This is a genomic window from Pantoea sp. ICBG 985 (assembly GCF_002928365.1).
Taxonomy (GTDB): domain Bacteria; phylum Pseudomonadota; class Gammaproteobacteria; order Enterobacterales; family Enterobacteriaceae; genus Pantoea; species Pantoea dispersa.
Window position 1 is genome coordinate 31,832 of record NZ_POWM01000010.1, and the last position, 24,139, is coordinate 55,970.

Annotated in this window: 19 protein-coding genes; 2 read left to right on the plus strand and 17 right to left on the minus strand. The window is 50.9% G+C overall.

Features of this window, described 5'->3' with window-relative positions; translation table 11 throughout:
• Positions 1–87 precede the first annotated feature (87 nt).
• Genes C1Y42_RS21970 through C1Y42_RS21985 form a run of 4 tightly spaced genes read right to left on the minus strand, consistent with a single transcriptional unit; the run spans position 88 to position 5,050 of the window.
• A complete protein-coding gene (locus C1Y42_RS21970; RefSeq protein WP_104094352.1) occupies positions 88–507 on the minus strand; it encodes a hypothetical protein in 420 nt (139 codons plus the stop codon).
• Complete coding sequence (locus tag C1Y42_RS21975; protein ID WP_104094353.1) at positions 485–2,323, minus strand: integrase; 1,839 nt, start codon at positions 2,321–2,323, stop codon at positions 485–487. Before C1Y42_RS21975 ends, C1Y42_RS21970 begins: the two co-directional genes overlap by 23 nt.
• Positions 2,316–3,848: a site-specific integrase gene (locus C1Y42_RS21980; protein ID WP_104094354.1), complete on the minus strand. Its 1,533-nt coding sequence runs from the start codon at positions 3,846–3,848 to the stop codon at positions 2,316–2,318. The genes C1Y42_RS21975 and C1Y42_RS21980 overlap by 8 nt, the downstream gene beginning before the upstream one ends.
• Positions 3,848–5,050 carry a site-specific integrase gene (locus tag C1Y42_RS21985; protein WP_104094355.1) on the minus strand — a complete coding sequence of 401 codons (1,203 nt, stop codon included), beginning with the start codon at positions 5,048–5,050 and terminating at the stop codon, positions 3,848–3,850. The genes C1Y42_RS21980 and C1Y42_RS21985 overlap by 1 nt, the downstream gene beginning before the upstream one ends.
• 447 nt (positions 5,051–5,497) lie before the next feature.
• Here C1Y42_RS21985 and C1Y42_RS21990 point away from each other — a divergent pair, with 447 nt between their 5' ends.
• Positions 5,498–6,628, plus strand: coding sequence for a hypothetical protein (locus tag C1Y42_RS21990; protein ID WP_104094356.1), 1,131 nt, complete (start codon positions 5,498–5,500; stop codon positions 6,626–6,628).
• A gap of 40 nt (positions 6,629–6,668) precedes the next feature.
• Here the strand turns inward: C1Y42_RS21990 and C1Y42_RS21995 are convergent, their stop codons facing one another.
• On the minus strand, positions 6,669–7,262 hold the full coding sequence (locus tag C1Y42_RS21995) for a hypothetical protein (RefSeq protein ID WP_104094357.1): 594 nt from the start codon (positions 7,260–7,262) through the stop codon (positions 6,669–6,671).
• Positions 7,259–8,728 (minus strand): tyrosine-type recombinase/integrase, encoded by a 1,470-nt coding sequence (locus tag C1Y42_RS22000; protein ID WP_104094358.1) that lies wholly within the window; start codon positions 8,726–8,728, stop codon positions 7,259–7,261. Before C1Y42_RS22000 ends, C1Y42_RS21995 begins: the two co-directional genes overlap by 4 nt.
• Positions 8,729–8,885: 157 nt before the next feature.
• Here C1Y42_RS22000 and mutS point away from each other — a divergent pair, with 157 nt between their 5' ends.
• The gene (gene mutS, locus C1Y42_RS22005; RefSeq protein WP_104094359.1) at positions 8,886–11,447 is read left to right on the plus strand and encodes a DNA mismatch repair protein MutS; all 2,562 of its coding nucleotides are present in this window, start codon (positions 8,886–8,888) and stop codon (positions 11,445–11,447) included.
• Between the two features lie 93 nt (positions 11,448–11,540).
• Here the strand turns inward: mutS and rpoS are convergent, their stop codons facing one another.
• From rpoS to ispD, 11 genes are all read right to left on the minus strand, one after another.
• Positions 11,541–12,533, minus strand: a complete 993-nt coding sequence (gene rpoS, locus C1Y42_RS22010; RefSeq protein ID WP_021507339.1) for an RNA polymerase sigma factor RpoS — start codon at positions 12,531–12,533, stop codon at positions 11,541–11,543.
• Positions 12,534–12,584: 51 nt separating this feature from the next.
• Complete coding sequence (gene nlpD, locus C1Y42_RS22015; RefSeq protein ID WP_058776000.1) at positions 12,585–13,709, minus strand: murein hydrolase activator NlpD; 1,125 nt, start codon at positions 13,707–13,709, stop codon at positions 12,585–12,587.
• 166 nt (positions 13,710–13,875) lie between these two features.
• Positions 13,876–14,502: a protein-L-isoaspartate(D-aspartate) O-methyltransferase gene (locus C1Y42_RS22020; RefSeq protein ID WP_021507341.1), complete on the minus strand. Its 627-nt coding sequence runs from the start codon at positions 14,500–14,502 to the stop codon at positions 13,876–13,878.
• A gap of 385 nt (positions 14,503–14,887) precedes the next feature.
• Positions 14,888–16,732 (minus strand): glycoside hydrolase family 9 protein, encoded by a 1,845-nt coding sequence (locus C1Y42_RS22025; RefSeq protein ID WP_104094360.1) that lies wholly within the window; start codon positions 16,730–16,732, stop codon positions 14,888–14,890.
• An 11-nt stretch (positions 16,733–16,743) separates the two neighbouring features.
• On the minus strand, positions 16,744–18,135 hold the full coding sequence (locus C1Y42_RS22030) for an OprD family outer membrane porin (protein ID WP_104094361.1): 1,392 nt from the start codon (positions 18,133–18,135) through the stop codon (positions 16,744–16,746).
• 79 nt (positions 18,136–18,214) lie between these two features.
• Positions 18,215–19,582 (minus strand): PTS transporter subunit EIIC, encoded by a 1,368-nt coding sequence (locus tag C1Y42_RS22035; RefSeq protein WP_059010923.1) that lies wholly within the window; start codon positions 19,580–19,582, stop codon positions 18,215–18,217.
• Between the two features lie 30 nt (positions 19,583–19,612).
• Entirely contained in the window at positions 19,613–20,683 is a 1,071-nt protein-coding gene (locus C1Y42_RS22040; protein WP_059010921.1) for an SIS domain-containing protein, read from the minus strand.
• 158 nt (positions 20,684–20,841) lie between these two features.
• Entirely contained in the window at positions 20,842–21,885 is a 1,044-nt protein-coding gene (locus C1Y42_RS22045; protein ID WP_104094362.1) for a LacI family DNA-binding transcriptional regulator, read from the minus strand.
• Between the two features lie 15 nt (positions 21,886–21,900).
• Complete coding sequence (gene truD / locus C1Y42_RS22050) at positions 21,901–22,944, minus strand: tRNA pseudouridine(13) synthase TruD (protein WP_104094363.1); 1,044 nt, start codon at positions 22,942–22,944, stop codon at positions 21,901–21,903.
• Positions 22,941–23,423, minus strand: a complete 483-nt coding sequence (gene ispF / locus C1Y42_RS22055) for a 2-C-methyl-D-erythritol 2,4-cyclodiphosphate synthase (RefSeq protein ID WP_031279680.1) — start codon at positions 23,421–23,423, stop codon at positions 22,941–22,943. Before ispF ends, truD begins: the two co-directional genes overlap by 4 nt.
• On the minus strand, positions 23,423–24,139 hold the full coding sequence (gene ispD / locus C1Y42_RS22060) for a 2-C-methyl-D-erythritol 4-phosphate cytidylyltransferase (RefSeq protein ID WP_021507349.1): 717 nt from the start codon (positions 24,137–24,139) through the stop codon (positions 23,423–23,425). Before ispD ends, ispF begins: the two co-directional genes overlap by 1 nt.

Sequence of the window (24,139 nt, forward strand, 5' to 3'; positions counted from 1 at the left end):
AAATGACAACACGGTAATCAATAAAAGTTACTTAACTTTAAAGTGCAATATTACTCCTTAAAATTCAATTATTTACATCAATTAAATCTAATCTTCACTCCTTTCTCTATCAACTGACATTAAGGGTGCGTTGAGTTGGTGTTCTTTAATTCCATGTTTGTGAGCATTATATTGCCATATCACAAATTGCTGTTTTAAAACTCTGACTTCTTCTTTGAGAGATTCATTTTTCAACTGCAAATTTTTTATCTGCTGTGAAGCAATGTTGAGATTTGCAGGTCTCTTAACTTCAGATACTCCAGATTTTATGTTTTTCTTTTGAAGTTCAAAAGCTCTTACTATCTCTTTATGCTGACTAAGGGATTGTCTTGTCGGTCTCTTTCCCAGAAGCTCAGTAACAGAGTCACAAAGGTTTTCCCAGGTAAACTTACCCTGCTTTGAACCTTGCCAACCTGCAATACAATTTATAATTATTTGTAGATCTTTATTGGTTAGGTGTTTTGCCATTAATTTTCTCCTTGTTGTTTATAATAATACTGTCATCCTTTTTCATTTCTAAAACACGAGACAGGTGTGAAAAATCGTCCCCATGCGTTCTTACAAGCGAACCATCAGGCAGTTCGGGGTTTTCCATCAATGCAATTATCCCCTTCACTCTTTCAAGTGTCTTGGTTTGATGCTGATACCACTTGTCAGCTCCAAGTTCCTCTTCACTGATAGCTTCTTTAGCCTTATCAACGAGGTCTTCGGTCGTATCAAGTAAGGACCTGAGCCTTTCGAGTTTCTGCTTCTCCCCTTTGACACATACCTGCTCACTACAGTTGATACAATCAAAGTATTTGCTACAGGGAGCAAAAGCATAATCATGTACACAATATCCATACTCAGTAGCATGAACAGCACCATGCTCTAACTTATTTTTTAATTCATGAATAGTTGAAATTTCAAAGTTCTCATTCACATCACTATCGCAGGGAATTATGTTATTTTGATTAATCCCCAGAGCTTTCACTTTTTCAATCATTTCATCTTCAGTGATGTGGTTGTAAACTCTGTTCTGGGTAATGGACACTCTACCTGACCACTTTGCTATATCCAGTTCTCCGAGGCCCCCTCTTTGGGCGAGAGTGTTGAGTAAGTGTCTTGCTTGATGAGTTCTGAGAAATAATGGTTCATTATCCTCATCGTGATAACCATGCCTTTCAAAAAAATTCTTATGCTTACTGATTTTTGAATAGCCTAACTCTTTTGAGAAGAAGGTATTCGTTATCTTAAACAAATCATTACCAGTTTGACGTTTCATGCTGAGCTGATTGTTGAATAGAGCACAAAGAGCATTACTAAAGCGAACATCCTTTTCCTTATCAAACCAGATTTCTCCGCATCCTTCTTTTTTCATCTCCTCCTCAAATATCTTACTTCTTGCTCTTGAATTTTCAGATAACTTTAGCAATCTCTTAATTGCAAGTTTGGCAGTAGGAACCATAATTTCAGGTATCCACTTAATGTTTGCCCCAAAACCTTTCAATGAATAGAATCTCAGGCCATAGCATTCCTTTCCTTCACTGTTCTTCTCAACAATTTCACAATCAGCTCTAAGTGATAATATTTCAGTTATACGACTGGGTGCACACATCAGCAACGCAAACACTGAAGTAACAAACAGGTCTCTTTCGTGAAGGTCATAATCATGCATTGAAAAGATCTCACCAATTGCTCGTAATGCTCTTTCATTAGGCAGTTTCGCTAATCTGGCATTGTCTGCATTATCAGAGATTGAAAGCCTTGATTCAGGTGGTCTGATGTAACTACTCCACTTCATTAATCCACAATTAAGGAATTCTTTCTCATTCAGGAAAGCAACCAATCTCTCCATAAATTTACCACAACTATATGCAACTCCTTTAGTGTAGTTTTCGTTAATGTCTGACAAGCATTCATCGAGAATTACTGGATTTAGTGATTTTATGTCACCAGACCCAGTGAAGGCTAAAAGATTTTTTTCAATCAACCTAAGCACAATGGGAAAAGTTAGTTTATCGAACCCTCTAATATTAGAGCAAAAATTATATGCCACATATGATTTGCAAAACCCAATGTAAGAGTAATCAAGATCTTCTGCCTTACTGAACGAGTCCAACTTAACATTCTTTATCTTAAATTTAGAAAATTTAAATATTTTCTTCCAATGATTACTCTCCCATTTGTTATCAAATAGATTTCCACTTAGTTGTTCTTTGCAATTTTGAATAAATTCTTTAAGGTTTTTCTCTGCTAAGATTTCTGTTCTATTCCTAAAATTAATTATATCACTTTCATTCATATCTATTGCTCCTTTGTAATTTTAAAGTCTCACATTTTTTTACTACTTCTTCTACAGCCATTATTGTTCTGTCTAATGTTTTACTCATAGTTTCATCATTAGTATCAGTCATGATTCTTTCTCTTTTTTTTAATAAATAATCTCGTAGTTCTATATGTGGTGCATCAATAAATGGTCGAAAGTGATGGCAGGTATAACAAGGGACTGGAACATTAGCCTGACATGATTTACAACCACCGCATGCTCCAGTGACCTCCCCTGATGAATCCCTTATTGCTAATTCATTTTTCTTTATTGAATTATCACCCTGAATTTTACCTTGGAAAAAACCAGCATATTTTTGCATTTGGTTTCCCACTGCTTCATCAATTCTTGCAACATGATCAGCATTAAACTCAACATACACCCCCGTATATTGAGTTGTGGAGTGATCTAATAGTTCTGCAATGACTAATTCGCTGGCACCTTCTCTCGCAGCTCTTGTGCCAACCGTATAACGAAATCGTCGAGGGTTTACATTTAATCTTTCATAAGTTCTTTCCGAAATAATATTTTCTGTTTTAGCAATAAAAGTAAGTGTCTTATTTATCTTCACAGAGTATTCGTGAGCTTTATCCGATACAAATATTTCTCTCAGTTCGTTATTGATTTTGAAGCTTTCTAACTTTTGCATTGATATAAATAGCGGTAAATTTACAAGTTCTTTATCAGTTAGCTCTCTTTTAAGTGTGCTACGAGTTTTTTCGATGCTCAAATCACACTGCTTACGGAGTAAATCGTACAATTCTTTTGTCACCTGAAAGTTTTTAAAAGCTTCTCTGAATCCCAAGCCTTGCTTTATCCTTGGGATGCTAATAACATAAGAATAGCTGTTCTCATTTACTTTTAATCTTCTTATATCAGATACCTTCATCTGTGAAATCTGTAGTGGCCTTCTTCCAGTTGCGCTTATCAGCAAAGCCATTGCTAATTGAGTAATATCTATGTTTCCCTTATCATATGCTCTATAGCAAGCTTCAAGAAAAGATTGTAATTCGATATCAGTAAATGGGCCTTTAACTTGATCTCTTCTTCTTACGACTTCTCCTTTTTTATTGTCAGGGATTATCAATTTACACAAGAAATCATATGCATCTTCATCTATTCCAGAGTAGCCCAATTCATACCATTTTTTTATGAGTATCCTTACCGATGACATAATATTATTGTTCTTGCCATCAGATCCTCTAAACCTCACAAGGGAAAACTCATCAACTCGCTTTGGCTCTACCTTTACAATAAACCTCCTGAAATTATTATTTATTAATTTAACTGAAGCAGGACTTAACTCACAAGCCAGATATTTAAGCACCTTTAAGTATCCTTCCATTAATTCTCTATCAATTACATCCTTAACCATTTTAACATTTACCGTCACATTTCGGCTTAGCCTCCATGCCTCATCATTTAGAGAAAAGTAATAACCTTTCGTTTTAGCTTCATAAGCGCTCTCATTATCTTCACTAACAACATCTACTTTTAACATTAAACACCTCCTCTATTAATCATATCTTTCTGCATATTCAGAGCTAACTCTGCGGCCTTGTTTTCGGTGAATCTTCTGTTATAAGTAGAAGCAGTCCCCGAACCCTCTTTCCAGCCCATGAGTAAAGACCTCATTTGTTCTTGCTCATATTGATTTGGTGGACTCTCCATGCGGTCCATCTTTGAAGAAAATTCATAATTCCAGGTGTGTCTTAATTTATGCCCTGTCATTCTGGAAAGTTCCGGGCAAGAAATCCTTAGGGCATTAATGATTTTATGATATGCCTGAATAGATAATGGTTCTCCAAAGGTATTTCCCTTTTTATGACAAATAAAAAGATAACCATTATCCTTTTTCATTCTGTGCTTTCTTCTTTCGACTTTAATATAATTGGAAATTTCCTGACTTAAGTCATCAGATATAGACAACTTTCTACTTAATGTTTTAACGAGCGGTTGTTTAATCCTTGAGTCATGAGGATCATCAGCTCTTCTGTTTATAAAAATTGTCTGAGAACCTATATCAATATCTTCGATTTTGATGTTTAGTAGCTCTCCTGCCCTCAATCCCAAGTTATAAAGAATCAGTATCATTAGTCTATTTCGCCTTTGAACATCAGAATTAAATGGATTCATTTCTGAACCTATTTTCAAAATCTCAAACAAAATATTAATTTGATTTTGATTGAGGTTTCTATCTTTTGCTGAATCTTGGTTCCTGAATCTGATCTTAGGTCTATGACTTTTCAATTTCGCAATGAACTTTTCGATAAGCTTGTGATCTCTTTTATAACTCACTGTGAAAAAGTCACATAACCATTCAAGATATTTAATAATTGCTGTTAATCTGAAGTACTGAGTATTACTATTAACCTTGCACCCACTATCAAGACTTGCAACCTTCTCTTTTTTCATTCTCTTAGTTATAAATTCTTTTAGTCCATCAATCTCTTGAAGATTAAGAAACTCTGCTGCTCTGATCCTTGCCTCTATATCTATCTTCTTAAAATTTAAAAACCTGTAAAACAAAGCTATACTCGCTGAATGTAGCTCAATAGTTGAAATAGATTCGTTCTTCTTTCTTAATTCTGATGATATATATAAACATGGATAATAAAGTGGCACTTTTGAAACTTTATCAGTGATTATGCAACATCTCTCCCCTGTATCCATTATTATTGTATTAGTTACTATTCTATCCATATGTCTCCTTATTTTATTTACATTTTTTCAGTTCCAGTTTTGTCTAAAAAATCTTGCAAAATAGGTATATGTATAACCTACATAGAAAATGACCTATAAGTATCTTGCAAAGAAATTATTGTTTTTTACTTAAAAAAATCAGTAATATCAAGTGGATCTAAATTAATTATTGCATTTATGTATAAGGTAGATAGAAGGTTTTTTCTATTTACCTTATACCAAGCTTTAATTACACCAACCCTTGATATATCTGATATCACTAATATTTCTGTAAAGTATTTTGCAATATACTTGTTTAAAACCTATCTAAATCTTGCATTTTCTTTCTATAAACTTTTTGAATCATAATGGGTTTATCGAAATGTTCTTATCATATAGAATAGATTTGTCAACTAAGGCAGGTTATAATTTTGCAGGATATTTTTCATTCTTTAAAGGATGTAACCCATGACTTTTGAGGAATTCAAGAAACCCGCTATCAAATTCTTTGCTTCGGGTGCCTTTTTAACTCTTATTACCGTTGGATTTATATGGACTTATCTTGTCTTTTTAGGCAGAACAGATCTTTTCCTAAAAGCAGTTACTTTTGAAAGTTTATTTTCTTTTTCTGGTGCAATAATTCTTTTTAGCTTTTTTCTTTTTATGTTCCTGTTTTATTCTCCATCTTTTATGGGTTGCTTAGTTATAAAAAGAGAAGTGCCAAATATTTTAGGCTATGAACGTGTAAAGAGAACTCATTCAATAATATTACTTTTGAGTACATTGATATCTTTTACTTTATTGGTTTATTTGGCAGAGTTTACGGAAACTGAAATGAACCAATTTAATGTATTTAAGATAATACTATGCAGCACTTTTTTTCCAATAGTTTTTAGCTTGTTTTTTAATAAGAAATCGATAATTGAAAACTACAATATATCACATTCAAAAATAGACATTTTTAGATTAACTTCTCTCTTTGTAGGTAGAGCCTTTTTCATAGGGTTAGTATCTTGGATGTTTTGTTTCCCGTTCCCTGTCATTACTCAGAGTCTCAAGTTTGACAATACTGACTCGGAATTAATTCAAGTTCTCAAATATTACGGTTTAGGTATAGTGGTCCTAACCATCACATTGCTACCTGCTTTCTACTTTATTCACATTAAAAATTCGGTAAGTTATATAAAACAAAGCTTGACAACTTTTGGATTGGCTTTGCTTTTTCTGATAGCTCTATCTCTAATGCTTCCTGTTATTCCCACTTTAATTGTTAATTTCGCAGCAAGATTAGTTGGAATAAATGGCTTTGAAGTCATAAGACCAGCAATTTCAGTCGAAAATCGGCCCGCTGAAAAATTCAAAGATCAACAGTGGCATTTATCAACATCCAACGATGGGAGGTTTTATCTTTTTGATGGGGTTAAACTTTTCTCATTTGGTACATTAGAACTTTTATGCCCTCCCAATGTTTTAGATTCCTATAAAGCCACTCTGCATTACATCTTAGCTTCCAAAAGATATGATGAGGAGACTAGGAAAATGCTTCATAAAGAAACAAAAACTTGTCAGATATTTAACAGTGAAGACCTTCGCTATTAGTAAAAAAAGGTGCTTGAATAAAGCACCTTAATATTTTCGCTCAATGCTTTATATCCAAATTAGATAATATTTCATGTTTCTCTTGTTGTGAAGTTGATTCAAGAATAATGTATTGGATAGTCTCACGAAAAACACTGTGCCATATTTTTCTTTCTTCTGCATTTCTCCATTGCCTTGATAGAGCTTCTTCAACACTTATCCAAATTACCTCGCAAGTATGATTTTTTAGGCAATCTTTAAAAACTTTGTCTGGCAAAGTAAGAATTTGTCCAATTATCTCATTTTCATAGCTATCTACATAGAATGGCTTAGGTTCGACAAAATCTTTTAAAGAAGTGAAAGCTAATCCTCTTACATGAGCGGCCTGCATGGTGCTACTTACTCTATGTCCGTCTCGCCAAGCACGAAGATCACCAAGCAAATAATTCACCCGTTGGTTGCGAGCTTTGCTTTCAGAAGACTGATACTGCACATAGGGTGGACCATCCCCATTTTGGCGATAACGAGCAAGGGTTTTAACACTTACCCCTAAATACAATGCCGCTAAATCTACCCCAATGGTGGCATCATCTGGCATGTCACCAAACAAACTCCAGACCTCTGACATCTCTCTCAAGGTTTCAATAGCACTCATGCTTGCTTCCCAGAATATTCAGGTATTGGTGGGTATTTTGCTGAAGCCAGTAAATTATTATATAACCTTGGCGCAGTCATCAGTATATGTAGCTCAATCCGCTGTAGTGCCTCAAACACTCGGTTTTTGTCCGGTTCAGCATACCTCTCGGTAGGATCTGTTGTGTTACGGTGATTCAGAAGCTTCTTTACAACAGCATAGGAGCCAATCTCTTCAGCGATCCTGCCAAAGGTTCTTCTCAGGTCATGAGTGCCTAACTTAGCGATTCCGGCTTCTGCACATAGGTATTCCCTAAGTGTTTTACTATCACTATAGTGCCCGCTTTTGCTTCGAGGTGATCGTGCTGGAAACACCCATTTTCTGCGACTCGCTTTTACTTCCTTATCAAAAACGATATCCCTTCTTTGCTCTAACAAACATCTGACAGCATCACAGATGGGAAGCTCATGATTCGTCCTGTTCTTAGTATCAAAGAAGAAAATTTTCTTATTAGCCAAATCGACATAGCTCGTAGACTTTGCTTCTTCTGCCGATAGCTCCTCTCTCCAGCATAGAGAAGCCGTTTCTTCCTTCCTCGCACCAAGCAACACCGTTAGCAGGAGATAATCGCAACCAAGGCGGTTAAAGCTTCTCTTGTTGTTCAGTGCATCCAGAAACTTACCCAATGTATCTTTTGCTGAAAGCGGATTTCTCACACCTTTTGACTGATAGCTTTCTTCCAGTTCAGAGCGACTACGGTATTTCTTTTGCACTCTGAGCACAGTGAATGGGTTGTAAGTGAGAACAGGCAGTCGTTGCTGGCTTTGTGCATTCATCGCTTCTACATCGATAGAATGTTGAACTGCCACATTTGCCCATCTAAAAGTCTGCTCGGCCGTCGTTCTGGTTTTTGAGGCTATCTCATCAAACTTCTTAAGAATGAGGCTTCCTGTGAGGTCACGGACCCTATACCGCTCCCACTCTTTAAGCTTTTGTTCCGCTTTATCCAGCACCCGGATTGAATTTGGTTTTGCTGGTTTGCTTCGTCCTAAGAGGTGCTGACGATACTGAGCAAAAATCTCACTGAGGGTCAGCTCTGCGATATCAGCTTCTCGTTTAACTGCATTTGGGTTTCTTTTAGTAGATTTCATCGATTGTGCATAGGTTCTCGCAACTTCACGAGCCTGATCAATCGATGCAAAATCCGATACATTACCTATCGTCGCTCTGATTACCTGTGAAGGTGACTTGCCCTCTGAAGGACTTCTGTCCCCTCCTGAAACTCTTCTCTGGATGATATAGGTCTTCTTTGTTGCACTGATCTTTACACCAAAGCCTACGGGTGAATCACGGTGGCTGTCAGTGATAAGATACGGCTTACCAGAAATGTTAGGCACATACACAACTCGTCCGTCTGAATCTAACTCAGGTTTGGTTTCTATCGATAACTTATTGATAATTATTGATTGATTCAGAGTCATCTTCACTGTTGTTGCCTCATGTATACCAGAAGAGCCATGTTGTATTCTCGATAGTAGCTAGAATACATCTGGCATACAAATTTTCGGATTTAGATGGATTTATCAGGGTTTCAAATGGGGCCACTTGAGTACTTCTAAAGCCATAAAAATGAGTTAATTCAATATGAAAGAGTCTACAGACAAGGACTTTTCAACCCATACTCCGATGATGCAGCAATACCTGCGCCTGAAGGCCGATCATCCTGACATCCTGCTGTTTTATCGCATGGGCGATTTCTATGAGCTGTTCTACGACGATGCCAGACGCGCATCGCAGCTGCTGGAGATCTCGCTGACTAAGCGCGGTGCGTCCGCCGGTGAAACAATCCCGATGGCCGGCGTGCCCTATCATGCCGTTGAGGGCTATCTGGCGAAGCTGGTGCAGCTGGGCGAATCGGTGGCGATCTGCGAGCAGATTGGCGATCCGGCGCTGAGCAAAGGGCCGGTTGAGCGTAAAGTGGTGCGCATTGTAACGCCCGGCACCATCAGTGATGAAGCGTTACTGCAGGAGCGCCAGGATAACCTGCTGGCAGCCATCTTCCAGAGCCAGCGCGGTTTTGGCTATGCCACGCTGGATATCAGCTCCGGGCGTTTCCGCCTTAGCGAGCCGGGCGATGTCGAGACCATGGCGGCCGAACTGCAGCGCACCAATCCGGCAGAGCTACTTTATCCGGAAGATTTGCAGGCCATGACGCTGATCGATCAGCGCCGCGGGCTGCGGCGGCGTCCGCTGTGGGAATTCGAAATCGACACCGCACGTCAGCAGTTAAACCTGCAGTTTGGCACGCGCGATCTCAGCGGCTTTGGCGTCGAGCAGGCGCATCTGGCGCTGCGCGCGGCGGGCTGTCTGCTGCAGTATGTGAAAGATACGCAGCGCACCTCGCTGCCGCATATTCGCTCGCTGAGTATGGAGCGCCAGCAGGACAGCGTCATTATGGATGCGGCCACCCGGCGCAATCTGGAAATCACCCAGAATCTGGCGGGCGGCAGCGAAAATACGCTCGCGGCGGTGCTGGATAAAACCGTCACGCCGATGGGCAGCCGCATGCTGAAGCGCTGGCTGCATATGCCGCTGCGCGACGTGGCCACCATCACGCGCCGCCAGGAATCAATTGCCGAACTGCAGTCGCTGAGCGAAGAACTGCAACCGGTGCTGCGCCAGGTGGGCGATCTGGAGCGTATTCTGGCACGTCTGGCGCTGCGCACCGCGCGTCCGCGCGATCTGGCACGCATGCGTCATGCCTTCCAGCAATTACCAGAACTCAATACCCAGTTAGCGGGCGTGGCCGCGCCCCATCTCAACGCGCTGCGCGATCGGATGGGGGATTTCAGCGAACTGCGCGAACTGCTGGAAAGCGCCATTATTGAATCGCCGCCAGTGCTGGTGCGCGACGGTGGTGTTATCGCGCCCGGCTATAACGCCGAGCTGGACGAGTGGCGCGCGCTGGCCGACGGCGCCAGCGACTATCTTGACCGCCTGGAGATTCGCGAGCGCGAAAAACTGGGGCTGGATACTCTGAAGGTTGGCTTCAACGCTGTGCACGGCTATTACATTCAGGTCAGCCGCGGACAGAGCCATCTGGTGCCTATCCATTACGTCCGCCGCCAGACGCTGAAAAATGCTGAGCGCTATATCATTCCCGAACTGAAAGAGTACGAAGACAAGGTTCTCACGTCGAAAGGCAAAGCGCTGGCGCTGGAAAAGAGCCTGTATGACGAGCTGTTCGATCGCCTGCTGCCGCACCTCGAAGCGCTGCAGCAGAGCGCCGCGGCGCTGGCAGAACTGGACGTACTGGCCAACCTGGCCGAACGCGCCTGGACGCTCAACTATTGCCGCCCGGTGCTGCAGGAGAAAGCCGGGATTCGCATCACCGCCGGTCGCCATCCGGTGGTGGAACAGGTGCTGAAAGAGCCGTTCATTGCCAACCCGCTGTCGCTTTCGATGCAGCGTCGCATGCTGATCATTACCGGCCCCAACATGGGCGGTAAGAGTACTTATATGCGGCAGACGGCCCTGATTGCGCTGATGGCCTGGATCGGCAGCTATGTGCCGGCGGAAGAGACGGTGATCGGCCCCATTGATCGCATTTTTACCCGTGTCGGTGCCGCCGACGATCTCGCCTCCGGTCGCTCTACCTTTATGGTCGAGATGACCGAGACCGCCAACATTCTGCATAACGCCACCGAAAACAGCCTGGTGCTGATGGACGAAATCGGCCGCGGGACGTCCACTTATGATGGCCTGTCGCTCGCCTGGGCCTGTGCCGAAAGCCTGGCGAATCGCATCAAAGCCATGACGCTGTTTGCCACCCACTACTTCGAGCTCACGACCCTGCCGGAGAAAATGGAAGGCGTGGTGAATGTGCATCTTGATGCGGTGGAACACGGTGACACCATTGCCTTTATGCACAGCGTGCAGGATGGCGCCGCGAGCAAGAGCTACGGCCTGGCCGTGGCGGCGCTGGCCGGTGTGCCAAAAGAGGTGATTAAGCGTGCGCGCCACAAGCTAAAAGAGCTGGAAGCGCTGTCAGGCAGTTCTGCCGGCTCAACGGTGGAAGGCTCACAGCTGCCGCTGCTGGTGGCGGAAATCTCGCCGGCAGTAGAGGCGCTGGAAGCGCTCGATCCGGACAGCCTGACGCCCAAACAGGCGCTGGAGTGGATTTACCGTCTGAAAACCCTGATGTAATCAGTCACCGGCGCGTTCGCGGCGCGCCGGCCTGAATGACAGGCATAAAAAAACGGTGACCTTATGGTCACCGTTTTTATTGCCAGCTACGGCTTATTCGCGGAACAGTGCTTCGATATTCAGACCCTGCGTCTGCAGAATTTCGCGCAGACGACGCAGACCTTCAACCTGAATCTGACGGACACGCTCACGGGTTAAACCGATTTCGCGGCCCACATCTTCCAGCGTTGCCGCTTCATAGCCTAACAGGCCGAAACGACGTGCCAGCACTTCACGCTGCTTGGCATTGAGTTCAAACAACCACTTAACGATGCTCTGTTTCATATCATCGTCCTGCGTGGTGTCTTCCGGACCGTTGTCTTTCTCATCGGCCAGGATATCCAGCAGCGCTTTCTCGGAATCACCGCCTAACGGCGTATCAACCGACGTAATGCGCTCGTTGAGACGCAACATACGGCTTACGTCGTCAACTGGCTTGTCCAGCTGCTCGGCGATCTCTTCCGCACTCGGCTCATGGTCCAGCTTATGCGACAGTTCACGCGCGGTACGCAGGTAAACGTTCAGCTCTTTAACAATGTGAATCGGCAGACGAATAGTACGGGTTTGGTTCATGATAGCCCGTTCAATGGTCTGACGAATCCACCAGGTGGCATAAGTTGAGAAGCGGAACCCGCGTTCCGGGTCAAACTTCTCTACGGCGCGAATCAGGCCGAGATTCCCCTCTTCAATCAGATCCAGCAGCGCCAGACCACGATTGCTATAACGGCGGGCAATCTTTACCACCAGGCGTAAGTTACTTTCGATCATGCGACGACGAGAAGGAATGTCACCGCGTAATGCGCGACGGGCGAAGAACACCTCTTCTTCCGCCGTTAACAGTGGTGAATAACCAATCTCGCCGAGGTAAAGCTGCGTCGCATCCAGAACGCGTTGCGTCGCACCTTGTGACAGCAACTCTTCTTCAGCTACTTCATTATCACCAGGTTCGTTCTCAACGAGAGCCTTCTCATCAAAAACCTCAGCTCCGTTCTCCTCGAATTCCGCATCATCGTGTAACTCATTAACTTTCAGCGTATTCTGGCTCATAAGCGGCTCCTACCCGTGATCCAAGGGCAGAACACCTAAGGTTCTGCCGGATTATCGCTGCGGTAAATAACGCAACGGGTTTACGGATTTCCCCTTGTAACGAATTTCAAAGTGCAATCTTACTGAACTGGTTCCGGTGCTACCCATGGTAGCGATTTTTTGCCCCGCCTTAACTTCCTGTTGTTCCCGGACCAGCATGGTATCGTTGTGGGCGTAGGCACTCAGGTAATCATCGTTGTGTTTGATGATGATTAAATTACCGTACCCGCGGAGCGCGTTGCCTGCGTATACCACTCTTCCTGATGCAGTGGCGACGACAGGTTGTCCACGCGACCCGGCGATATCGATCCCTTTGTTTCCGCCTTCCGCAGCGGAGAAGTTATCGATGATCTTCCCATCAGTCGGCCAACGCCAGCTTCCCACTGGTGTTGTGCTATTAGTTGTGCTGCTAACTGTGGGCGGTGCGGTAACCGGAGCTGTGGTCGTTGCCACATTATTTGCCCCTTTCGACGGCAGCATTTTCCCGCCTGTCGAACCCGAATCATCAGAATACGTAATAACAGGTTGCTGTGCAACAGGGGTGGATTTAATTTGCGTCTGATTCGATGCCACCGGAACGCCGCCCTGCGTGGCATCCGCTGCGGTTATCGCGTTACCACCGGTGATGGTCTGACCGTTACCGTTACCCACCTGTAACGTCTGCCCGGCGCTCAGGCTGTAGGGCGCCGCGATATTATTGCGCTGTGCCAGATCGCGGAAATCATTGCCGGTAATCCAGGCAATATAGAACAGCGTATCGCCTCGCTTAACGGTGTAGGTTTCACCGCCGTAGCTGCCTTTAGGAATATTCCCATAATTGCGATTGTACACAATACGACCATTTTCAGTGGTCACATTATTATTGCCACTAACCATTCCACCCGCAGGCGCGGCTGATGGTGTACCACCGCTTAACATTCCACCACGCGGCATCGCCGGCACGGTGCTGTTCTGCGCGGCGATCATGCCGCCGCCTGTGGTGGGAGCAGCAGCCATACCGCTGTCGCCGCTGTTGCTGCCAATCTGGCTGATGGGGGCTTGTGTGTTGTCGCCAGAGCTACAGCCTGCCAGCCAAAAACCGACCAGTGAAAGTGCCGCCAGACGGCGTAATTGAAATACTGTGCTTCCCGTGCTCATTGATCCCCCGTGATGGCAATCCTGGATAAAACTGTGTGTCGACGTTGACCGCATGATTCACTGTCTGTGCCGTCAAAAACGCGCTTTCGCATTGATTAACAAGGATAGTAACAATATCAACTGCGCCATGCCATGTAACGATTGTGAAGAAATACGTAAGATGGCTTTATGCCAGATCGCCCTGAACCAGCGGCACAAAGCGCACCGGCTCAATCGTTTCTTCAATGATTTCACCACCCTGACGACGCAGGCGCTTAAGTACCTGCTGGTCCTCACCCACCGGCAGCACCATTTTGCCGCCTTCTCCCAGTTGCGCTATCAGCGCAGTCGGAATTTCTGGCGGTGCGGCAGTCACAATAATGGCATCAAACGGCCCCCGCGCGGCCCAGCCCTGCCAGCCGTCGCCGTGGCGTGTGGAAATGTTATGCAGATCGAGCTGCTTCAGGCGGCGTTTCGCCTGCCACTGCAGCCCTTTGATGCGTTCAACCGAGTAAACGTGATTAACCAGATGCGCGAGAATGGCGGTCTGATAACCCGAACCGGTGCCAATTTCCAGCACGCGCGAGGTCGGGTTCAGCTCCAGCAGCGCCGTCATGCGCGCCACCATATATGGCTGAGAAATGGTCTGGCCGTTGCCAATCGGCAGCGCCACATTTTCCCAGGCTTTATGTTCAAATGCCTCGTCAATAAAGCGTTCACGCGGGACATCAGCGATGGCTTTCAGCAGATGCTCATCGTGAATACCCTGCGTGCGCAGTTGGGCCAGAAGCGTTTCGATGCGCCGGTTTACCATGCCGGATTCACCTCAGCCTGGTACAGCCCGTCGCCTGCCCTCTTCCGCGCCACGCCGGCGCCAGGATCAACCTGTCGTAATGTCTTCACGCCAGGGAACACGCCAATGCCGGGAGTCTGAATTCCATCATCGTTGCTGAGCCGTATCCGCATCTGATTCTGACCTTTTTCATTAACCGGTCCACCGACCGCCGCGCCCGTTTTGCGCCTTCAGCGGCGCAAGCGGTCCTGCGCTGGCGGCACAAGGATGTTTGCATTCTAGCGGTGAGGCGCGGGAAGTGGTAGGCGTAAATCACGCAACCGTCGGCAGTTGTCGCAACAATAAGCAGTCAAACGCAATGGCAACCGGTAAAAAGCCCGGCGAAAAGCCGGGCTGATTTATCACCTCAGTGACGATCCGGTAAGCTCACCGCATACAGATACCAGGCCGAGTGCGGCAGCCAGCCTTCCGCCCAGCGCCAGTCGTCATCCTTCCGTGTGACCGCATAACCTTCGTCAAAGGCGATGCCGTCCGCAACCTGATTCGACGCGCCGGTGATGCCGTTGACGATACCGCCCGGCAGCGTGGTGTATTTCCACGAATTGAAGAACAGATAGCTGATGTGACGATAGCCGCTGCCGGTCAGCATGCTGACGTCGTACGGATTATGACCGAGGATCCAGTTGAGCTGATCCCAGGCATAACTCTGCAGCTGCTGCGTAAAGGCTTTATCGTCCGCGAACAGCGGCATCGCCTGACGGGCGGCGGCGGCCAGCGAGGCGATACGCGCGTTTTCGCCCTGCCACCACGGCGCAGCTTCGCTGTCGTGCGGGAAGAAGAAGCTGGTGCGCTTCACGCCGTCTTTCAGCTGAATCAGCTGGCGCGCATAGCCAAACGGGTTATTGCTCTCTTTGGTGACCGCCAGCTCAAAGCCCAGCGAGCGTTTTACCGTCTGGCGGATGTTCGCCTGCTGCGCCTGCGGCGCGATGCGCGCGTACTCCAGCAGCGCGATCGCCGGCAGACCGGCATCGGACGGATGGAAGAACGGGCGTTTTTCGCCGTCGGCACGCCAGTAGTCATGCCAGTTATCCAGCGACGTCAGTCGCGCCATCAGGCTCTCCGCGCGCTGCTGCGCCGCAGCCAGATACACCGCTTTTTGTGAGGCACGATACAGTTCGGTTGCCGCCAGCAGCGCGGTGTAATCATCCACGATGTTCTCTTTGCCGTCGTTCACCATGCGCAGGTTATTTTTCTGCAGGAAGGCAAAGGCATCCTCTGCGGTTTGCAGATACTGCTGCCGCGTGAAGTTGCCGTCATTCTCCATGGTGCTGGCCAGCGCCAGCGCGGCAATTGACATGCCGGCACCGGAGCGGAAACTGGCCTGCCACGCCAGCGGGCCGACCGCCTCCTCTTCAACAATGGTGGAATCTGACTCCTTCTCTTTGATCTGCGTGCGCCAGTTGGGATTGGCGATCACCCGGTCCTGAGCCAGCTTCTCTTTGCCCGGCGATGAGATCGCCTGGAAGAAGGATTCCCCCGGCCGCTTCATGCGCACCAGGAAATCGGCACCGTACAGCCCTTCGTCGAGCATGCGCCGGCGATACTCGTCAAAGTTCGGGTTATCACGCGCCCCGAGATTTTGATAACCGCGCAATAAACTCCACGCCACCAGCGGCGCCTGCTGCGGATTGAAATAAGAGGTCAGATTCTGGTGCGACAGGTGCACGCCGTAATCGCCGGTGGCATCATACCAGCCGCCATGGACGTCAACCGTACCGCTGCCGGTACCCGGTGGCAGCGGCAGTTTGCGGTCCGCCTTATCGAACAGGCCGGTGACGCGCTGGCTTTTGAAATAGGCAATCACATCGGACAGCGTATAGCGCTCGAGCAGATCGGCACCAATAATGAACGGCCCGGAGCGCACATCGCCGTCGCTGCTGGTGGTTTGCAGCACGTAGCGGCCCGGCGTTTGCCAGCCTGAGAAGTCGGCACGATAGAAGGTGCGATCGCCCCAGCCCGGCACGTCACCCTGCGGCTGCAGCTTGCCGCTCAGCACCGCTTTATTGGTCTCATTATCCAGCAGGGTAAATTTCACCGGCGGTTTAGCGCGCGAGTCGCCGGTCAGCTGCACGATGGCGTTTTTCGGCGCAGCAACATCGTAGCCGACCTGATTGATTAAAACGTGGGTTTCGGCGTGCGCCAGCCCGGCCAGTAACAGCGCTGCGGTCAGCGCGGAGAAGCGAATCCTCATGGTCATCATCCTTAGTGTCGTGAGTGATTGAACAGGCTAAAAGGGGCAATCATCATGAATTTGACGTCCTTTTCATCCTGGAAAACGTTGCCATAGCCGCCGCCCCAGCTGGGGTTATCGCTATGGTTGTTGTAGGCGGTGAGATGCAGCTTAAATACCGTGTCTTTGGCCCAGCCGGACTGCACCTGCCACACCAGATCGCCGTTGATGGCGGTTTCCGTCAGGCGCTGCTGCTGCGACCAGTCGCCGCCGCGCGCCGGTTTACCGTCCCAGCCCCAGGCGAACGAGCCACCGATGCTGACGCCCGGCCAGACGATGTCGCTGAGATCGATCATCAGGCCTGCAAACAGCGCTTTTTCGCCGTCGGCGTTGAAGTCAGAGCGCGAATCCCACCACATATCGATGCGGCCTGCGGAGTTGGGATAGATCGGCGTCATCGCCACGGTGTAGTAACCTTGTTTCCCCGGTGCGTGTACCGCGCTGCCCTCGAGCCGGAACTGGTAGCGATCCCACTGGTACGCCAGCGTCAGGCCCTGCTGCCAGGCAAATTCATCGTAAACATCATGGCGACCGGTACGATCCTGCGAGCCGTAGAACTGCCAGCTGACGCTGAACGGGTTATCCCACAGCGTGGTCTGACGCGCCGCTTTGGCGAAATATTTGTCGAGATAATGCGGAGATTCACCCCACGCCAGCTCCAGCGTGTTGCCGTTTTTGAAGTCATACTTCGCGCCCAGCGAGTGCAGATAAGGAATGCGTGTTTGCCGGTCGATTTCGCGAAACTCGTACATTTTGCGATACCACGGTGCTTTGTACTTGTTGGCGCCCATCCACGACAGCGACAGCGCGCCGGCAGCGCCATAGTCATAGACTGCCCCGACTTCCACGCCCTGGTAGGTGCCGGGCAGAAATCCCCATTGGGTGCCAAGCAGCGTCTGACCGCTCGGCTGGATATAACCGGCCCGCAGCCAGTAGTCGCCGGCTTTGAGTTTCAGCGCGGCACGGTAGAGATCCAGCCCGTTACGTTCGCCGACGCCACGGTCTTCCCACATCGAAGGCCCGTGACTGAAGCTGATCTCGTTGGGATGCGCCGGGCTGCCTTCAAACAGATCCCAGGTGGCGAAGGCCGCCACATCAATGCCCACGGTATCGGCCAGATAGCCGGACTGATAATCGAGCGCGCCGGTCAGCGTGCTATGATGCAGGTTGGTCTGATAGTGCTGATAGTGCGTGCTGTGCGGATCGAGATCTTTACGCTCACGGTGGCGCTGCCAGTAATAGACGGTGCCCTCCAGCGTGCTGTCTTCAACAAACCCTTCCGCCAGCGCCGGCGGTGCCGCGCCCAGCATCAGGGTGGCCAGCGGCAGCAGTGCTGCCTTGTTTCTCCTGGTGAATGTGTTCATGACCTTTCCTTAAGGTGCACGCGGCCCTGCGAAGCAGCCGCATGCGATTTCCCTGTTTTGGTGTTAACGAATCAGCGCATCAGGCGCCGGTTTTATTCACGCTGCGCAGCGTCCAGCGGCCGTAAATCAGCGTCAGAATGAATGGGGTGAGGAAAGCCACGGCAATTGCCGCCACTTCATAGATCATCTTCGACTCAGGGCCTTCGAACAGGCCAAGTTCAAACACGTTCAGCACCGGCAGGAAACTGTAGGTTTTCACCTGCAGCAGCCCGGTGATGCCACCGCCGAGCGCCGCGCCGATGCAGCCGAAGATAAACAGCATGCGGTACTTGAGATTGACGCCGTACAGCGCCGGTTCGGTGATGCCAAAGAACGCTGACAGCGACGCCGAGATTGCAATCTGCCGGTCGCGCAGGCTGCGGGCGATGAAGATCGCGCCGGTAACCGCGCCAAACTGCCCCATCACCGCCGACATAAACATCGCCATGATGGTGTCATAGCCCTGCACCTGAATATTGATCAGCGCCAGCGGGATGATGCCCCAGTGCACACCAAACACCACGAACAGCTGACCAATGCCCGCCAGCAGCGCGCCGGAGATCATCGGGCTGAGCTGATAGAGCCAGCTGTAGCCGCTGGCGATGCCGACGCCAACGTAATCTGCCAGCGGGCCAATCACCGTGAACACCACAAAACCGCAAATCAGCAGCGACAGGCACGGCACAAACACCAGCGCTGCCACCTCGGGGATCCACTGTTTCAGCCGGCGCTCAACCTTGCTCAGCAGCAGCACCGCCAGAATCGCCGGAATCACCGCGCCGCCGTAAATCTTCAGGCTGATGCTCAGGCCGAACAGCGCGAAGTGCGCCGGTAGATCCGGCTGGGTGAGCGGAAACACCATCGCCGCCGTCAGCGCCAGCGCGGTGAAACGGCTGGCACCGAAACGGTCTGCTGCGGTGACGGCAATAAACAGCGGCAGGAAGACAAACACGCCGCTGGCCAGCGCGTTGAACATGGCGAACAGCAGGTCATCGTCCGCCACCCAGCCCTGCGTCTGCAGCAGCACCATGATGCCTTTGATCACCCCGATGCCGGCCAGTACGCCAATGTAGGGCGTGAAGATAGCGCCGAGCGTGGCCAGCATTTTGCCCGCAACGCCGCGCTCGTCTTTGCCGGGCTTCACCGGTTCGGCCACCGGCGCTGCGCCCTGCTGCATCGCCTGATACAGCTGTTCGACCTGCGGCCCGACCACAATCTGCAGCTGTCCGGACGCGTTCACCACGCGGATGACGCCCGGCAGGCTACTGATAGCCGGCATATCGACACTGGCCAGATCGTTTATCGTCAGCCGCAGTCGCGTGGCGCAGTGTGAAATATGGCTGATATTATCGTCGCCGCCGACCTGTTCCCTGATGGCCTGCGCCAGCTTCACGTAATCGAGTTTCATTGTTGTTATCCTTATGGCTCGCGCCCGGCGTTAGTCGTAATCACCCGGTTTGGTTTTGCTCTTCATCGCCACGCCAAAATCAGTAAATATGCGCTGCGGCAGATTGTTGCCTTTGGCTTCAGCGATGTGATGCGCGAGGATCTGGAACGGAATCACCATCAGCAGCGGCGCTATCCATTCGCTGACCTCCACGCCGAGCGCCAGCGTGCGCGCATCATCGCTCTCCCCGAGACACAGACTCCAGACGTGCGGCGTCACGCGCTGCTCATACTGGCGCAGCAGCTGCAGGCGTTCGCGCACCGGCGCCTCGACATCGATAAAGAACAGCCGGTGCTGCGGATTGATTTCGAAATAGGGGCCGTGCATGAACGCTTCCAGTTCAATGCCCTGCGACGGCACGCGCACCGTTTCGCTGAATTTGGTCTCCATCTCTTTGATCACGCCAATCGCCGGACCAAAGCCAATCGAGATAAAGCGTGGCGCCGCAGTGAGATCGTCCTGCCAGCGCTGCCAGAAGCGCTCGGTGCGGGCGATGATGTCCGGAATCGCGTCGACGCCGCGCTGCAGTTGCGCCAGCGCCTGCTGCTCCTGCTCTGCGCTGAGGCGACCGCTGTGGCGCGCGCTGTGCACGCCAATCAGCATCAGCGTCAGGATCGTGGCGACATAGCCTTTAGTGACATAACCGACGCGCTCTTCGCCGTTCATGATGTCTACGGCGTGATCCACCGCCTGCGCCAGCGGACTGGTGATTTTGCTGGTGATGCCCCAGGTTGCCACGCCGTGCTGTTTTTTCAGCGCGTCGATCGCTGCCAGCGTCGAAGTGCTCTCGCCGCTCTGTGAAATCGCGATCACCAGATCGGTCGCCGGATCCCACTGCTCGTAGTGCTGAAAGTGAAACGGCTCCTGCACGCTGATGCGTACGCCGGTCAGTTGCTCAACGTAATATTTGGCGCTGAGCGCGGCGTTGATGCTGGAGCCGGTGGCCAGAATCAGCACTGTTTTCGCCTTGCCCAGCACCGGTAATCCCTGCGGATAGCACGCCAGCAGATGGCTCAGCACCTCGGGTTGCTGGTGGATGTAGGTCATCATGGTGGGTTTCATTACCGCTCCTTAAACTGTTTTCCCGCCAACCTGAAAACGTTTTCAGGTTGTGAGCCAACTTATTTAATGGCGCATATTAAGTCAACGTGAGGATCGTGAAATTGCGATCGCGCTAACAAAGCGCAACGAAAGCAGGCGGAACGTTTAAGGGGAGAAGATCAGGCGGATTCGCCGGGGATCAATACCGGCTTTAGCGGTGCGCTGCAGCGCGCGTGCGGGCTTAAGCTGCCGTCCAGCTGCGCCATCATCATGGTGATAATGTTTTGCCCCAGCTGCGGATTCTGGTGATCGACGCTGGTCAGGCGCGGGATAAAATACTCGCTGCCGGGGAAGCGCTCGCAGCTGATGACCGCGACCTGCTCAGGCACGTCAATGCCGCGATCGCGTAACGCGCGGATCGCGCCCATCGCCACGCGATCGTTGATTGCCACCAGCGCCTGCGGTTGCTCTGCCTGCTGCCACAGCGTATCAACCGCCTGATAGCCGTGTTCAGGATAGAAGTTATTCAGGCAGATCCAGCTGTCGCGCGGCGTAATGCCGGCCTGCCGCAGCGTGGCGTGGAAGTGACTGACGCGCTCGCGCGTCACCCACACTTTGCGCGAGCCGCCAATAAACGCGATATCGCGCAGGCCGCGCGCCAGCAGATGATTCACCGCCAGCCCGACGCAGTGCTGCTGGTCGCGCATCACGCACGGCCAGCGGCCAGCAGGATGCGGCTGCCCCACCACCACCACCGCCATTTTGTCCATCAGCGATTCCAGCAGCGTCAGGTAGCCGGATGGAATCGGCGCGTAGTCGCTGTGACCGCCGAGCACGATCACCCCATCGATCTGGCTATCGATAATCGACTGAAAAATCGCGCTTTCGTCATCGTCGTGCTGAGGGCTGCGGTTGGCCGACTGGGTATCGTACAGGGTGATTTTGTAACCGATGGCCAGACAGGCCTGCTGAATCTGCGCCACCAGCGTGACGAAGTAAGGGTTAGTGATGTCAGAGACGATCACCGCGAGCGTATAGCTCTGGCGCGATATCATGCCGCGCGCCATCAGGTTGGGGCTGAACTGATGCTCGGCGATCACCTGTTCCACCCGCGTGCGGGTTTTTTCCGACACCCACGCATGCTTGTTAAGCACGCGCGAGACGGTAGTGATCGACACACCGGCGAGTACGGCAATATCCTTGATGGTGAGATTTTTACTCATCGTCGCCGGGTTCGCTTATTCGTCGCCGAGCGGGGCCGCCGCGCCGTTGCTCAGCAGCTCACGCACTACGCTGGTGGCAAAACTGCCGGCCGGCAGCCAGAACTGCAGCTCGAGCGTGACGTCATCCCACCAGTTCCACTGTAGATCTTTCGGCACCACCAGCATGGCGCGCCGCGCTGCATCGACGCGTTCACGCTCCAGCAGGCCGAGCAGATCGGCCGCGCCCGCCAGCTGCTGCTGTTCAAACGCCAGCGTTTCGCCCTGAGTGCCCAGCTCGCCGCGCCCGGCCAGCGGCGCGGTAATGCGCAGTTCGTGGTTATCCACACGCTGCTGCAGCGCAGGTAACTCGTCCGTCTGGGCAACAAACCAGCTGCCGCGCCCGCTGAGCTGCAGCGCATCGCCGGGCTGCACGCGATCCAGCGCACCGTCACGCTGCAGACGCGCGCTGGTCAGCTGATTGAACAGCTGGCTGCGCGCCGCCGACAGCAAAATGCCTTTCATACTGCGGTCGCGTGGACGGAATTTCTCCTCTGCCCACAGGCGCGCCTGCGTCAGGTTATTGCCGCCGCGGCCAAAGCGCTGTTCGCCAAAGTAGTTGGGCACGCCCTGCTGCTGAATCTGCTGCAGCCGCGATTCCACCTGCGCGCGATCGGACACCTGACGTACCACCAGACGAAACGCATTGCCCGCCAGCGCGCCGGTGCGCAGTTTACGCTTGTGGCGAATCACCTGCAGGATCTCCACGCCTTCCTGCTGGAAGCCGGCAAGGTTGGGCATCGCCGTGCCCGGCACGCGGAAGCACAGCGTCTGCTCGGTGACCGCGTGGCGATCTTTCATGCCGGCATAGCTGAGATCGCGCTGATGCACGCCGAGGAATTTGGCGATCGCCTCAGCGACAAAACGCGTGTTGCAGCCAATTTTACGGATGCGCACCAGCAGCTGCTCGCCTTCGCCGTCATAGGGATAGCCGAGATCTTCAATCACCACGAAATCTTTGGGACTGGCTTTAATCATACCGGTGGCAGCGGGCACGCCGTGCAGGTAGAGCAGCTCACTCATGCCCGATCGGCCTTCACCAGCAGCGCCACGGCTTCGCAGGCAATGCCTTCACCGCGACCGGTGAAGCCCAGCTTCTCGGTGGTGGTGGCTTTGACGTTGACATCATCCATGTGGCAACCGAGATCTTCGGCGATGTTGACGCGCATCTGCGGCACGTGCGGCAGCATTTTCGGTGCCTGAGCGATGATGGTGACATCGACGTTGCCGATGCGGTAGCCCTTCTGCTGGATGCGACGCCAGGCTTCGCGCAGCAAACCGCGGCTGTCGGCGCCTTTGAATGCCGGATCGGTGTCCGGGAACAGTTTGCCGATGTCGCCCATCGCCACCGCGCCCAGCAGCGCGTCGGTCAGCGCATGCAGCGCCACATCGCCGTCGGAATGCGCAATAAAGCCCTGTTCGAAGGGAATACGCACCCCGCCAATCACCAGCGGGCCTTCGCCGCCAAACGCGTGCACGTCAAAACCGTGACCGATACGCATCATGCGTGCTCCTTTAACTGAATCTGAGTGAGATAGAAGGCCGCCAGCGCCAGATCTTCCGGCCGCGTTACCTTAATATTGTCGCTGCGTCCGCTGACCAGCTCAGGATGATAGCCGCAATACTCCAGCGCCGAGGCTTCATCAGTGATGGTCGCGCCTTCATTGAGCGCGCGCGTCAGGCAGGCGGTCAGCAGCGCATGCGGGAAAAACTGCGGCGTCAGCGCATGCCACAAATCATCGCGTTCGACGGTATGCGCAATGGCACCTTTGCCGGGCTCCGCGCGCTTCATGGTGTCGCGCACCGGTGCCGCCAGAATCGCGCCGACTTTGCTGTGCTCACGCACCGCCAGCAGACGCGCTAAATCATCGGGATGCAGACACGGCCGCGCCGCGTCGTGCACCAGCACCCAGGCGCTGTGGCGGATGGTCTGTAATCCGGCCAGCACCGATTCGGCGCGGGTTTCGCCGCCGGTGACGCGCAGTACGCGTGCATCCTGCGCCAGCGGCAGGCTATCGAACCAGCCGTCATCCGGGCTGACTGGCACCACCACCTGCTTTACCGCCGGATGCGCCAGCAGGCGCGCCACGCTGTGTTCGAGCAGGGTTAATGGACCGATAGTGAGATACTGCTTCGGACAGGCGGCCTGCATGCGGCTGCCGATACCGGCAGCCGGCACCACGGCAATCACATCCGCAGAGGAAGAGAGCTGATTCAT